We start from the raw sequence: 14,636 nt of genomic DNA, 5'->3' as shown, positions 1-14,636 counted from the left end.
CCGAAAGGCCCGTCCCCATGGTCCAGTTCAATGTGGAACCCATCGTGAACCTGGGCAACAACTGGATCCGTATCGGCGACGCCCTGTACGAGAAGGCCCAGGCCATGGACGGCGCCGTGAACGGCGTGGGGTGGACGGGCCCGGCGGGCACGGCCGCCAAGGCGGCCTGGCACGACGGGGACCGGGGCGTGTACACGTCACTCGCCACCTCGGCGGACGCGGCCTGGAAGATCGGGGAATCGCTGCACATCTACGCCGAGGAACTGCAGAAGACGATCAATGAGATCAACAAACGGCGGCTGGTCGCGGCGCTGGCCAACATATTCGGGCTGGTCCTGGGCGGGCTACTGATGGAGCTCGGGCCGCTGATCGGCGCGTTGCTGAGCGCGGTCCGCGGCATCCTGGCGAATATGGTGCCCTGGTTCGCAAGACTCGCGGCCGCCCTGGCGAAGACAGGGGCCGTGGGAACGTTCGTGACGGACGCCGTTATCGGCGCGGCCACGAACCTCGGGCTCGACATCATCACGCAGCTGCTCGCCAACGCGGCCGCGGACGAGAAGTTCCGGGTGGACTGGAAGAGCTCGGCCGCCAGCGTGGCGTTCGGCGCACAGCAGGCGGTCGTCGGCAACCACTGGACGCCCCACCCCAAACGCTCCGGCGCCGCCGAGTCAGCGCTCCCGACCGTACCGAAGGGGGCACCGACCGGCGCGGGCGCCGCGCTGAACACCCCGAAACCCTCGGTGGTCCTGCCCCTCTCCGGAACGAAGGTACCGGTGCCGGACTTCCTCACCCACGCCGCGACGCTCCCGCCGTACAGCTCACCGTCCCGGTCCACCGCCTCCGAATCCGGCCTCACGGGCCCGCAGGGCCGGCCCGCGTCCCTCAATCCGGTGGCAGCGGCATCGGCCGGGCCCAGCAGGACGGGAACGCCGAACACAGCCCCCGCGGCATCCGGCGCCGGCCCGCAGCCACACCTCACCGGCCGCCCGGCCGACGGCCCCGCTCCCACGCGCCCTGACTCAAGCGCGCCGACCCCGATCGACCCGGCCCGATCCGTCCCGACCGGCTCCACGAGCACGCCCGGCCCAACCCGGCCAACTCAGCCTGGCCAGACGCGCCCGACCTCGGCGGGCCCCGCGGAAACGGCCGGGCCCACCCAGCTCACGCCGTCCGGTCCAACGGGAGCCCCGGGCCCGACGCGCCCGACCTCGGCGGGCCCTGCGGAAACTTCCGGACCCGCCCCGCTCACGCACTCCGCCCCAGGGGGAAGCCCAGGAGCGACGCGACCCACCTCCGCGGGTTCCGCGGAAGCCGCTGGTCCGGCCCGGGCTTCGGGGGCCTCCGCGAGTTCGGCTTCCGGCGGAGGCCCGGCCGCGTCCTTCCCCGGCAAGGGCAACACGCTCGGTGCCGCGCCCGGAGCTCGCCCCAACCCCGCCGACAACGGAACCACCACCGTCAACATCCCGCCCAGGGGGGCCGATCCGGCTCACAGCAGCGGTAGCGGCACGTCGGCCACCACCCCGGCTCCCGTTCCCCCGCGTCGTACGGGGTCCGGTTACGACCGGCCCGCCGACCTCTCCACCATCGCCAACCGGCCCGACAGCGGCCCCTTCCCCGGCTCGGGCAACGCCCTGGGCACCACCCCGGGCGCTCGCCCCAACCCGGCCGACAACCAGCTCACCACCGTCAACATCCCGCCCACCGCCAGCAGGACACCCTCGTCCACCCCCGCCGCCACGAACACACCTCCGGGCACAGCAGGTACGACCTTCCCGGGCAACGGCAACACCCTGGGCACCACCCCCGCCGCCCGACCCAACCCCGCCGACAACCAGCTCACCACCGTCAACATCCCGCCCACCGCCAGCAGGACACCCTCGTCCACCCCCGCCGCCACGAACACACCTCCGGGCACAGCAGGTACGACCTTCCCGGGCAACGGCAACACCCTGGGCACCACCCCCGCCGCCCGACCCAACCCCGCCGACGGCCGGCCCACCACCGTCAACATCCCGCCCACCGGCAAGAGCACTTCGGCGAGCGCCGCCCCGGTCCCCCCGCACCGCACCGGGGCCGGGTACGACCGGCCCGCCGATCTCTCCACCATCACCGACCGGCCCGACAGCGGCCCCTTCCCCGGCACCGGCGACACTCTCGGCGCCACACCGGGCAGCCGGACCAACCCCGCCGACGGCCGGCCGACGACCGTCAACATCCCGCCTGCCGGAAGCAAGACACCCACGTCAGAGCCCTTCCCCGGCACCGGGAACAGACTCGGCGCCGCACCCGCCGCCCGACCGAATCCCGCCGACAACGAGCCCACCACCGTCAACGTCCCGCCCACAGCCGCGGGCCCGTCCGCGGGCAAGGGGACGCCCGCTCGTCCGGACGTGGGCCATCGCCGTCCGGCGACGCTGGACGATCTCGGCATACGCGGGTCCGGTGACGGCGCGGGCGGTGCGGGGCACGGGACGACGTTGAACCAGGGGTCCCGCACCACCACACAGGTGATCCACGAGCGACCGCACGCCTCATCGGACCCGGCCCCGGTCACTGCCTCACGCGGCGGCGAACCGGACCCGGCCCCCGCCACCCCGTCACGCGGCGACAGACCGGACACAGCCCCCGTCGCCACGCCGTCCCACAGCAACAAGCCAGACGTGGCACGCACCAGCACGCCACACGGTGACGGACCGGACACCACCCCGGTCACCACGCCCCACGTCAAAGAACCAGACCCGGCCCCCGCCACCACGGCACACAGCAGTGAACCGGACGCGGCGCACACCCCCGCCCCGGCCCCCGCACCCGGCCGCCCCTCCCAGGGGGCCGCGCACGAACCCGGCCCGCTCCCGTCCCCCGGCGGCAGGCCGGCAGGCCACGGCGGCGGCCCTGACGAAGCCGCGGCCGGATCCCCACAGCCTCCGGCCGCGCCGTCAACGCAGCCAGCCCCGCACGCGGACCAGCCGTCCGTCGACCCGGACCGATCAACCCCCCACTCGGACCGGCTCGACATCGACGCCGCCCGGGCCACGATCGGCGACCCGTCCGTACCCCCGGACACCCTCGTCCAGGCGACGGCGCAGGCCGCCGCGATCCTCAGTGTTCGATGGCACCAGGTACAGCCGGGCGCGGACCCGTGGGGCGCCGCCCCGCTCGTACCACGCCCCGAGAGCGGTCCCATCGGCACAGGCTGGACCCGCGCCCTCGATCTGGTCACCGCGCAGGTCGTACGGCACGGTCCGTTCACCGGGCAGGCCACCGCGGCGTCCGTCCTCCCAGGCGTCGTGGCAGGGTCGGGCAACGGCCCGCTGTTGCTTCTCGGCGAGACCGGCCCCACGGGTGAGGCGCTGCACCTGGGGGCTCACCAAGTCCCGCTCGCGGAGCTGTCGAACTGGCTTCCCGAGCACACCGGCTGGCAGCCGGGCGACCTCCTCGTCCTGCCCGCCCCGGACGCCGCCGTCCCAGGCCCGCAGGGAGAGCCCTCGCTCGCACAGCGCATCGCGGACCACACCGGTGCACCCGTGCTGGCACCGGACGGCGACCTCTATGTGAGCGGCGACGGCAGGCTCGTGACGGACGGCCAGCAGGGCTGGATCGAGAGCCTGCCGCACCAGACCCCGGTCGTCCATCACCCCGAACTGGGCCAGAGCTTGTTCGCCCACGGCTCCCCGCCCTCCGACGTCCAGCCGGCCGATACGCCCCAGCCGCACGCCGCGACGGACAGCGGGGTTCACCCGGCCGAGGACGTCGTGGCGGCCCCTGCCCATCAGGTCACCTTGGAGAGTCTGCTTCCCGAGGGCTCGCTGGATCTCGACCTCACCCCGCATCTGGTGGACGCGCTCGCCGAGGCAGCCGTGCACTCTCTGAGGTCGCAACTTGACACTCTCACCGGCCCGTTGGAGCGCGAGGTCCGCTTCACTGCCCCCGCAGACAGCACTCAGTTGGCCAAGGTGCTGCAGGTGACGCAGCACGTGGCCGGAACGCTCGACCAGAGCATCCCGGTCGTCCGGGACACGGACGGCAGCCTGCTGCTGAAGATCTGCCCGCCCACCGAGTAGGAATCGGCAGGTAGATGCGGCGTGGTACTCACATGTGTGATGGCCGCCAGGGGTGAACCGTGAGCGATGCCATGGCGGAGATACCCCTCACTGTGAGCGGGTACTGCAGCACCTTCCCGATCGGCCTGCGCCTGGGACGTGTTCGAGTACGCGGGATCTCCTGACCCGCAGATCGCGTCTCAGTGCTATCCCTGAGACGCGACCGTTCACCCACCACGCGCCGGGTGACCTGACCCCGCCCGCTCCGTGGTTCGCCCGATGGGCAGTCGAATCACCGGGCGGACGGGGTCAGGGCGGTTCACTCGGGGCAGACCTCGATGACCGGCCCCGACTTTCCTCCCATCACCAGCTTGATCCGGTGGGACAGGGCGTCCGCGAGGGCCTGGGCGACCAGGCTCCACACCGTCTGGTCCCCGGCTGGCGTCGCCACCAGGAGGTCAGCGTTCGCGAGTCCCACGCCGGGGGTGTCGCGCAGGTGTGTGCGGATGCCGGTGACAGCTTGCCGGACGGCGTCGCGCACCGCGGTGGAGTCCCGCCAGCCGTCCGTCAGGTCGAGAGTCGTGACCCGTGACAGCTCCGCCGGACCCAGCCCGGTCAGCTCCTCGATCTCGAACCACTGAGGGTGCCGCACCACGTCCACGCTCAGGCGCGTTCCCGGGCGGGGAACCGGACGCTTCCAGGGCTCCGGCTTCTGCGCGGCCGGAGCCGTGCTCGGCTCCGGTGGGGTCGGAGCCTTCTCCGGCGCCGGCGCCCTCCCCTCATCCGGCGCCGCCACCCGACTGGCCGGGGCGGGCCCCCAGGTGTCGATCACCCGCTGGACCCGTTCGAACTCGGCGCTGCCTGGCTCCAATTGCGCCAGACGGCCCCGGAGCATCTCACGCAAGGTGTCGCCCGTCGCCGCGTTCTGCACGTCCGCGCGCATGACGAGCGGGGATCCCGCGGCGGACGATGCGCCCGTCGTGGCCGTCGTGCCGACGGCGAGAACCGCCCGCAGGTGTGCGAGACCCTCCTCTCCACTGGGCCCCTCCGCGCCCATGCCCCACCGGTAGCCGGCCCACTCCGCCAGCGCGGTGATCGCGCCGGCATCGGGCCGTCGCCCCTGCGGGAATCGCGCCCTGTGATGCCGCAACAGGTCCGTCGCGTGCTGCGCGAATCGGGCGCCGATCTGGCTGCGGGCCTCCTTCGCGCCCTCCGCGATGTGATGTGTCACGCTGTCGCGGTACTCGTCGTCGGGCATCCCGGTGGAGAGCCCCGGCCGGCGGTTGTACAGGAGGACGGCGAGCCGTTCGAAGTCGTCGGCCCAGTTCCGTTCGATCATCTCGGCGTGGGCCGCCGCATCGAAATTCTGCCGTAGCAGTGTGGTGTCGTTGTCGATCGCCACGATCTGGCGGCTCCGCGTGTCGTAAAGGACGTTCCCCCAGTTGACGAAATGTCCGGTCAGGCCGATGCCGACACGGTCCGTGGTGCCGATGAGGAAGTCGGTCACCAGCATCAACGAGCCGAGCTGACGGAGAGCCGTGGGATTGTCCAGCAGGTCACGCCGTTGCTGGACACTGAGTTCGTGGACAGGGACTCCCGCGGCGAACTCGGAGACGGTGACGTGACGGAACCGCTCCCCCAGGCCGTCGGAGTGCTCCTCCCAGTCGGGGACGTGCTGGGCGATCAGCTCCAACAGAGCGCTCGCGGCGGTCGATCCCCGGGCGAACACCCGGGTCGCCGGGGCCCGCACCCCGGTCACCGACCGAATGAAATCGTCGGCGAACAGGCTGGGTTCGGCATCCTCATGGAGTTTGACAACGGCCCTTCCGGCAGGCCCCGCGTCGACGACGTATGCGCCGCCGTTCTGTCCCATGCGCCATTCGACGGTGACCTGAGTGGGCCAGTCGTGGACATCTCTGGAAACCAGTGGAGTGCTCGTGGAGCCGGACGCGACGGGTGCCGCCGAACCGCTGGGCGTGGCAGAGGTGGTGGAGCCGGCAGCGGGCGTTTTCTGCTTCCGCTTGAAGATCTCGCGTATCCCGCCGGCTGCCGCGCCTCCCGTGGCGTGGGTGTTGAACGTCTGCCGGAGCTGCTCGGACAGGACGCGGGCCGGACGCTGGTGCTCCGGCAGGCCGGCGCCCGGGTCCGTGTAGAGACGTTCGGCGATCAGCGTGACCATGTCGTCGTGCAGGGCGAGGTAGTGCGCCTCGGGCGACCCGGGCACGACGTCCCGCCGGATGATTGCGGGTGCGCGGTGCCGGTTGGCCATGATCCGGCCGACCTCCCGGAAGAGCTCCTGCCGCTCGGTTCCCGACAGTCCGACCAGGGTCCGCCTGGCCCGTCCGACACCGGCCAGGGCCGCGTGCGCCGACCAGGGGTTGGCGGACACCCGCGGGCCGTTCCCGGGCCTGCCCGTACCGCTTCCGGGTAGAGCCGAGCCGCTCGCGGCCGCCCCGGTACCGCTCCCCCTGTCCAGGACGGCCGGATCCAGCAACCGTCCCGTGCTGATACCCCGCTTCGTCTGCTCGGCCGGACCGTCCGTCAGATACAGCAAATTCCGTGCGTCCCGCGGGAGGCGGATCTGCTGCGCGGAGTCGGACCCGGCGTCCCCCCGGGTGAGTGTCACCGAGGTCACCGCGCTGCGTATCCCGGGGATCGAGGCCAGTGCCTGGACGATCGCCGTCCATACGGTGGCCGGGTCCGAGGTGCGCCGGACCACGGAATCGTAGTGGGCGAGGTTGAGATTGCCGGGCTGATCGTGCAGGTCGTACACGAGGGACGCGGCGACGGACCGTGCCACGTCCACCGACTCCGCGACCGTCAACGCCGGACGGGCTGTCGACGCCGGGCGGTTCTCGGATCCCGCGCCTTCCAGCCACGACTTGCCGGACTCGATGCCGAAGTGCTCGGCCCACGGAATGTCCGCGTACATGCCGGGCTGCAGGTTCAGGGCATCCCGCAGCGGAGTGAAGACGGCGGAACTCGGGCCTGTGCGGTGCAGCACCCGGCTGCGGACATCGCCGTCACCGGCGCCCATGACGACGGTGCTGAGCCCGCGGACCACGTCCTCAAGGTTGGCCGGGACATCGTGCCGCATCAGTGCTCCGGCGTGCACATTCTGGTACGGCGTCCGTGTGTAGTTGTGCAGGATCACGTCGCTGTAGCTGGCGAGGGCCGAGTGGTGCGCGGCCGAGACCAGTACGGCGTTGGTCGACCGGGTCATGTACTGGCCGATCGCGAACCCGTTGGCCTTCTTGAGCACGTCACTGATCACCGAACCGAGTCCCGGGCCCACTCGGTTGTCGCCGTCGGAGTAAACACCGCCGAAGCGGTCCAGTGCCTCGATCCGCAGAATGTCGCTGGCGGCGGCGTAGCCGGCGCCGGTGTGCCGGGCCGCCTCCGTCGCGTAGAGCGAGGGCAGCCGCATGGGCGCCTGCGCGGAGAACACCTCACCCACGTTGACGAGGCGGATGTCCTCACGCCGCGCCCACTCCAGCATGGACCGTACGGCGTGCAGACGCGTCGCGCCAGGTCCGGGCGGGAGCGCGCGGGCCGCTTCGGTCTCGGCCCGGGTCACGTCCGTCCACAAGACGAACGTGGCGTCGGGGTTGTGGGACTTCCCCTGCGTCATGTTCGCGCGGAACTCCCCCATCGCCCCTTCGTCGCGCAGCGGGCCGCCGAGCCAGATCGTGTGGAGAAGACGCGGGATTGCCAGTCTCTTGACGCCCAGCCGTGACCCCGCCGAGGTCCAGGTGGTCGTGGAACGGACCACACTGTCGGGGTTGGCGGGAAGGTGCGCCAGTTCGTTTGCCGTCGGCCTGGCTTCCCGCGCCAGGTCCACGGCGGTGAAGAAGGCCGCACGGTGCGCACTCTCCAGCCGTGAGAAGTCGAAGTCCCGCAAGAATCCCGGCGCGTCCGGGACACCACGTACTCCGAAGAGGTCCGGGCCGAGTCGTCCGGCAGCCACTCCCGCGTCGGGGTGCGAGCCTGCGGGGCGGGTGGGGTCGACGCCGGTCAGGATCCTGTCGACCAGGCCGGGAACCGTGAGTGAGGGCTGTCGTGTCCTGGCGCGGGACTCCGGTGGCCGGGCCGCCACGGGCCGCGTGGACGGCTCCCCCGCCCTGTGTGGCGTCGCCTGCCGCGCCGGCGAGCCCGCCGCGGGTCCCGACACCATCGGTTCGTTGTCCGGTTGCGGGATTGGCGGTTGTGCCTCGGGGGGCTGCGGTGGCCGTACGAGAAGCGGCAGTTCGTCGGTGAAGAAGGAGCGTACCGCCGGGTTGAGCCTGGCGCGGGCGGCTTCGCTCGACCCGTAGAACGCCGCGTAGGTCTCGGCGAACCACTCCTTCGGGTTGGAGAACTGGTAGTTGGAGAGCGCGTGATTCTCGCGCTCGGCATGCAGGTAGCTGACCCAGTGGTCGTAGGGGTCCACGTGGTAGACGCGCGGGCCGATGCGGAGCACGTCCCCGCCACCGTCGTTGAACGTCCAGGGCTGGGCGAGGGCCAGTTGTCCGAAGCGGCTCACCTGGTCGAGCCCGCGTCGCACCTCCTCCGGCAGCGACGGGAACGCGTCCCGCAGATGGTGCAGCAGGTGCTGATCACTGCGCGCCTTCGCCGGGTCGAGCGCGTCGAGTACGACCTCCAGCAATGTCCGCCGGCCGTCCTCGGCCGGGGCCGCGTAGTGTTCCTCGCCGATCCCGACCTTGTCGAGGATGGCCGTGGCCACGGGCACGTGATTGGTCCCGTAGTGCTGCCAGCCGCCGAACCGGTCCTGTTCGCTCAGCGTCGTCCGCCAGTCGATGCGCTCGTCGACGGAGTGGCCGATCTCGTGGATGAGCGTCCACTTCATGAAGTTGTTCTGGGCCAGCGTCTCCGAGACACCGCCCATCACGTGACGCCGGTCCGTGAGCCGGCCGAGGTCCCTGTCCCCCCGCAGGCTGTCGCCCGCGTAGTCGGCGCGGGCCGCCTGGTCCATCAGCCAGCGCTGCCAGCCGCTCTTCCTGTTGAGCTCCGTGACAGCCCAGGACGGCAGGCCGAGGGGCAACGTGATCTGGATCGTCCCGGTACGCGCCTCGTACTCGCTGGCGGCGCCCTGATGCTGCGGCGCCGCGACCTCGATCGCCCTCAGGTTCCTGTTGTTACGAATGTGGTCGGGCGGCAGCTGTGCCAGCACCTGGTCGATCCGTGCGAGCGTCGAGTGGCTGAAGTGCCGCTGCGGACCGTCCTCCGGTCGTGGTCCGACACGGATCCCGTAGGTGGCGCTGAGCTCCCTCTCCCGTTCCGGGGCGCCTTCGTTGGTCAGCCATCCGGCGAGACCCCTGCCATCGGCACCTCGCCGGAACGTCCGCAGCAGGCTGGACGTCGAGGTGCCCGACGCCGCGGACCCTGTGCTGGAATTCACCCGGCTGTGCTGGGGTGGGGCGGCACTGATACCCGCCGCGCTCTCGGAGGCGGAACGGGGCGCGCCACCGGGTCCGGCCGGTGCGGGCGCCGCGATGTCGAGTGCCGACCGGGCATCGGTGGCGAGCCGGTCCGCCTTGTCCTTCGTCTCCGTGTACAGCATCGCGGCGACCGCGTCCCGTTCGGTCTCCAGTCCGGCCGGGGCGGTTCTGCCTGTGGCGCCGGGCAGGAGCGGCGGTTCGACATTGCGCTGCGACAGCAGGTTCTGGGTCTCGGTCACGAACTTGCCCACCACGTCGGCGGGTTGTTTGTCGAAGGTCCCGGACGCCTGCTCCAGGTGTCCGGTGAGCGCGTCGCGGAACTCAGGTGTGCGAAGGTCCGGGCCCGGGTCCCGAACCGATGTCTCGGGCGGTGTCGTGGGACGCGGGGCCGTCGTTCCCAGCGCGTCTGCCAACACCTGCGGATAGACCTCGCGCAGCATCTGGGCTGCCCGATCCACGGCGGCGAGCACGTCCGTCTCGGAGGTCTCACTGCCCATCAGCCGCTGCAGATCCTCAGCCAGCGGGAAACACTCCGGTTCGGTACCGGGCCCGGCGACACTCATGTCCGATCTCCGTTCTCCTGCCGCCCGGGTGTGACGAAGAGCCGGGTCCAGTACAGGTGTGCGGAGATTCTACGTGTTCACACCTCACACGTATTGCCGCAGGTTCTTGTTCGCGGCCACGTCGCACTCGACTTCACCACGATTCTGCACGCCCAACGCGTCGCGGCTCGAAAGGCTTCTCACACCCCGGGCAGCCGGATGCCGGTACCTGTAACCCTGGACCGTTGACGCGCTCCTGCCTGGGCGACCGAACGGGGTTGAGGCGGGTCCGCAAGGTGCGCATCACCCCCAGACTGATCCCACGGTGGCCGTGGTCCATGTCTGGTGCGTCCACGGCGAGTCCGACGAGCGGCTCGATCGCCACTCGACGATCACCACTCGACGATCAGCTTCGACACACCGCGCGTCGCGAGGCCCTCGCTCCACACCAGGGACTCGTCTCCTGGTGCGAGTCGTAGGCCGGGGAAGCGCTGCCACAAGCGGGTCAGCGCGATCTTCATCTGCAGAAGAACCAGTGGCGCGCCCATACACCGATGGGCACCGTGTCCGAAGGTGAGGTGTGCGGGGCGGCGGGCGTGCCTCTGCTTACCTGATGGGCAGAACACTTCGGCGTCATGGTTGCAGTGCAGCAACGAGACGATGACAGCCTCTCCTTGGCGCACCGTCGTACCGCCCAGGACAAGGTCCTCGGTGGCCACTCGGGGAAAACTGATAGGGGTGGACGGCGTCTTGCGGAGCAATTCGTCGACCAGCGACTCCACACATTTCCCGTCGGGTCCGTCACCGGTGAGCAGTTCGAGTATGGCAAGGCTCAGTTGCTGGGTGGTGGTCTCGTATCCAGCCATGAGAAGTGCCAGTCCGAGATTGATCAACTCGGCGCGGGACATCTCGCCCGACTGCTCGACCTGCACCAGCGCGCTCAGGAGATCCTGTCCGGGCACATCTCTCTTTCTTTCGATCAGTGAGGACATGTACTCGATGAGAGTCAGGACGTGATGGCCTCTTCTGCGCACCCCCCGAGGTGTCATGTCGAACAGGGCGGTCACGGCGGCGTCGAAAGCGGGCCGGTCCGCCAGCGGTACGCCGAGCAGTGAGCCCAACGCGACCATAGGAAGGGGTGAGGCGTAGCCGCCGACCAGGTCGGCGCCTGGCCCCGCAACCTGTAGCTGATCCAGCAGCGCGTCGGCGGCTTCCTCGATCGCCGCTGCCTGTGCAGCGACTCGTGCACTGGTGAACGCTGCTACGGCGATCCGGCGCAGCCGGGCGTGGTCCGCGCCGTCCAGACTCATGATCGAGTTGGGTGATAGGTCGACGGATCCCCATTTCGGAGCATCGGGTCGAGTGGCCGCAGCTCTGCTGAGACGTGTGTCGGCCAGCGCGGCGCGCCCTACGGCGTAGTCGGTGATCAACCACATGTCATCACCCGTGGGCATCCGCACCTGTTTGACGGCCTCGTCCGATGGCGTCGCCAGGAAGGACGGCAGGGGGCCGATCCGGTGGTGATCGAAAGAACCGGACATGGTGAATGACTCCTGTTCGGGAGGGGCGGCCGCTCTGGCGCCTTCGGTACCTCTCGCGCACGGCGCGCTTCTTCCTTGCAGCAGGTCCTGTCAGCAGGTCTTGCCCTCGCGGCTTCACTCGTGGGGCGCCCGTGACATCAGCCGGGCGTGGGCGCCGAACTGCGTCGGCCCGTCGACCCGTACTTCGCGGGACAGGACGAGGCCCCGGAGACGCTGTGGCAGGGCGTCATCGAACCGGAGGTGGTCCGGCACCGGGACTCCGGCGTTGCGTAGCGGCGTCGCAATCTCGCGGCAGGTGCTGCTGAGCCAGTCGAGAACCGCGGGGTCCCCCGAGCGGCCCGCAACCGGCGTCCAGGTGTCCACCTCCGGCTGCCGGAGGCCGGCGTCGAGGAACGTCCGGGCGAGGCGGGGGCCGAAGTCGGGGACGGCTCCGGTCGCCAGAAAGGGGCCGGGCCACAGCGCGTAGTACTCGTCCCACTCCGGCAGTGGCGGACGTGTCGGCGACGTGTTGGTGAAGTCCATTTCGTGCATGACGACGATCCCATCCGGTTTGAGCAGGGCCGTCAGCCGACGCAGCGCGGCCACCGGATCGGGCAGATACATCAGAATGTATCGGCCGACCAGGACGTCGAACTTCTCCGGCCAGGTGAAGTCCGCGAGGTCCGCAACTTCGTACCGCACGGTGTCCGCGAGGCGTGCCTCCTGTGCCAGGATCCACGCCTTGCGGACGCTTCCGGGGTCACGCTCGATTCCCACGACGTGTCCGCCGGGTCCGACGAGTCCGGCGGCCAGCAGAGAGACGTATCCCAGTCCGGCGCCGATGTCGAGGACGCTCATCCCCGGACGTACTCCGGCCGAACGCAGGGTGCGTTCGGTGAACGGCGAGATCGCCTCGTTCTGCAGAGTCAGCCTTTGGTGTTCGTTGTCCGAGTGGCCGAGCAGGTACGCGCTGTGCGCCATGGAAGGCCTCCAGGGCCGGTCGTGCGGGGAGTCTCCCAAGGCCGGTGGCCAGGGGCTTCACAGTGTCTGCGGCACGTAGTGCCCTGTCGGGGACGCGCGGTGTGGTCCGGGGTTCCGGATGCGTCATGCACGGGAGCTGGACATCCGCGTGTCGGAGGATGGCGGGCGGCGCAGAGCCTTGCCGCTGGAGGTGCGTGCGATCCCGCCCCGCCGCACGAACTCGATCGTGTCGGGTGTGATGCCCAGTTCGGCCACGACGCGTGCGCGGATGCGTTCCGTCGTGGCACGACGGAACGCCTCGTCGTGCTGCGTCGTCTCGACGACGAGGCCGAGCCGGCCTCCCTCGTCGTTCCAGATCTGCTCGGCCAGGATGCCGTGAACGGGGAGGTCGGGGGTGTCCCGCACGACCGCCTCGATGTCGCTCGCCCAGTGGTTCGCGCCGAAGACGATGATCACCTCTTTCGTGCGGCCCACGATGTACAGTTCGCCATCGTGCTGCAGGCCCAGGTCACCTGTGGCCAACCAGCCGCCCGGCAGGAGGACACGACGGCTCTCCTCGGAGTGATGGTCGTATCCGGTGCTCGTGACGGACGCCCCTCGCACCTCGACGGCACCGATCGTGCCGGGCGCGGCTGGTTCGCCGCTCGCGGTGGTGAGCCTGACCTCGGTACGACGCACCGGCGTTCCCACACTGACCAGTTTGCGACACGGCCGCCCGGGATCGGAGGGCACCGGTACATACCGGCCCCGGTTCAGTTCGTCCCGGTCGGCACGCAGCACCTTGGCCGGGCGGCCGAGCGGAGGGAAGGCGACCGCCAGGGTCGCCTCCGCCAGTCCGTAGGCCGGCAGGAAGACGTTCTCGGACAGTCCGGCGGGCGCGAACCGCCCGACGAAGGCGTCCTGCAGCTTTGGGTCGACTGGTTCGGCGCCGTTCACCGCGATGCGCCAGCGGGAGAGATCGAGACCGGCCGGCACCGCCGCGTCGCGCCGCAGGACGTAGCGGTAGCCGGAGTCGGGAGCCATGGTGAAGGTCGCCCCCAGCCGCCCCATGGCCCGGATCCAGTCCTGCGGACTGCGCAGGTAGTCCTCGGGCGTCAGCAGATGGATGTCGACGTCGTGCAGCAGCGGTGTCAAGAAGGAACCGATCAGGCCCATGTCGTGGAAGAGGGGCAGCCAAGTGCAGCCGACGTCGTTTCCGGTGAGCCGAGTGCCATGGGCGATGGCCTCGACCCCGGCCGCCACGTTGCCATGGCTGAGCACGACGCCCCGCGGCTCGCTGCTCGTCCCCGACGTGTACTGGATGACGGCCGGGTCCGAAGCGGTCCGCGCGATATGGGCCGCGGCCGGTTCGGTCACCTCCCGCACCAGGAGGACGTCGACCGGGCCGGCGCCGTCGGACAGTCCCGGACCCAGCAGGGGGAGCATGGCCGGGGCCGTCAGTACGGTCCGTACGCGCGAGCGGCGCAGGGCGGCGGAGGTGCGCCGGAGGTAGGCGTCGGACGATCCGAAGGGCGCGGGGCCGGGCAGAGGCACCGCGACCGCGCCGGCGGCCAGCACGCCGAAGAAAGCACGCGCGAAGTTCACCGAGGTCGGCAGGACGAGCGCGACCCGTTCGCCGGGTCGTACCCCGCGCGACAGCAGCCCCGCTGCCACCCGCCCCGCCTCGGCGAAGAGGTCGCCGTAGGACAGTGCGTCGCCGTTCTGTCCGCGGCGCAGCACGTGCATGCCCCGTCCGGACCCCTGTGCGGCGACACGGGCGAGCGCGGCGAACAACGTCACGACAGCGGCTCCGCTCCGGCCTCCGCAATCACTGTGGCGATGGCGGCAGCGAAGTCCCGCACGGTGCTTGTCTCGAAGACGACGCGGTTCTCGACCTCTATGTCGTAGTGCTGTTCGATCTCCAGCACGATCTGGAGCGCGTGGATCGAGTCGAAGCGAGGCAGGGAGCGGAGATCGGTGTCCAGGTCCACTGCCTCGGCCTCTATGGACAGTTTTTCGGCGACGAATCGCCGGACGGTCTGTTCGATGTCAGTGACGCTCGTCCGGGGCATGGCGTGGTGTTGTCCTGTTCTGTGAGGTCGACGCGTTCGGCGCGGCGGCGAGGGCGTACTCCGG

The 14,636-nt window shown here is 70.5% G+C and carries 6 protein-coding genes; 1 reads left to right on the top strand and 5 read right to left on the bottom strand.

The genetic code is table 11. The features are described from left to right. Positions 1-17 precede the first annotated feature (17 nt). Positions 18-4,061: a hypothetical protein gene (locus C6Y14_RS12525; RefSeq protein ID WP_107016676.1), complete on the top strand. Its 4,044-nt coding sequence runs from the start codon at positions 18-20 to the stop codon at positions 4,059-4,061. Between the two features lie 298 nt (positions 4,062-4,359). Here C6Y14_RS12525 and C6Y14_RS12520 read toward each other — a convergent pair whose 3' ends face one another. The 5 genes from C6Y14_RS12520 to C6Y14_RS12500 all read right to left on the bottom strand — a co-directional run bounded on the left by C6Y14_RS12520 (position 4,360) and on the right by C6Y14_RS12500 (position 14,572). Further along, on the bottom strand, positions 4,360-10,041 hold the full coding sequence (locus tag C6Y14_RS12520) for a hypothetical protein (RefSeq protein ID WP_107016675.1): 5,682 nt from the start codon (positions 10,039-10,041) through the stop codon (positions 4,360-4,362). A gap of 371 nt (positions 10,042-10,412) precedes the next feature. Beyond that, positions 10,413-11,561, bottom strand: coding sequence for a cytochrome P450 (locus tag C6Y14_RS12515; RefSeq protein ID WP_107016674.1), 1,149 nt, complete (start codon positions 11,559-11,561; stop codon positions 10,413-10,415). Positions 11,562-11,675: 114 nt separating this feature from the next. Continuing rightward, positions 11,676-12,521, bottom strand: a complete 846-nt coding sequence (locus C6Y14_RS12510; RefSeq protein ID WP_107016673.1) for a class I SAM-dependent methyltransferase — start codon at positions 12,519-12,521, stop codon at positions 11,676-11,678. Positions 12,522-12,644: 123 nt separating this feature from the next. Continuing rightward, positions 12,645-14,300, bottom strand: a complete 1,656-nt coding sequence (locus C6Y14_RS12505; protein ID WP_225891040.1) for an AMP-binding protein — start codon at positions 14,298-14,300, stop codon at positions 12,645-12,647. Then, a complete protein-coding gene (locus C6Y14_RS12500; protein ID WP_107016672.1) occupies positions 14,297-14,572 on the bottom strand; it encodes an acyl carrier protein in 276 nt (91 codons plus the stop codon). Before C6Y14_RS12500 ends, C6Y14_RS12505 begins: the two co-directional genes overlap by 4 nt. Positions 14,573-14,636 lie beyond the last annotated feature (64 nt).

Origin of the sequence: Streptomyces dioscori (assembly GCF_003024195.1) — a bacterium.
Taxonomy (GTDB): Bacteria; Actinomycetota; Actinomycetes; order Streptomycetales; family Streptomycetaceae; genus Streptomyces; species Streptomyces dioscori.
This window is presented reverse-complemented; position numbering and strand designations above follow the sequence as displayed.

Coding starts and splice junctions, on each gene's coding strand:
- C6Y14_RS12525 (WP_107016676.1), top strand. CDS start 18: ATGGTCCAGTTCAATGTGGAACCCATCGTGAACCTGGGCAACAACTGG.
- C6Y14_RS12520 (WP_107016675.1), bottom strand. CDS start 10,041: ATGAGTGTCGCCGGGCCCGGTACCGAACCGGAGTGTTTCCCGCTGGCT.
- C6Y14_RS12515 (WP_107016674.1), bottom strand. CDS start 11,561: ATGTCCGGTTCTTTCGATCACCACCGGATCGGCCCCCTGCCGTCCTTC.
- C6Y14_RS12510 (WP_107016673.1), bottom strand. CDS start 12,521: ATGGCGCACAGCGCGTACCTGCTCGGCCACTCGGACAACGAACACCAA.
- C6Y14_RS12500 (WP_107016672.1), bottom strand. CDS start 14,572: ATGCCCCGGACGAGCGTCACTGACATCGAACAGACCGTCCGGCGATTC.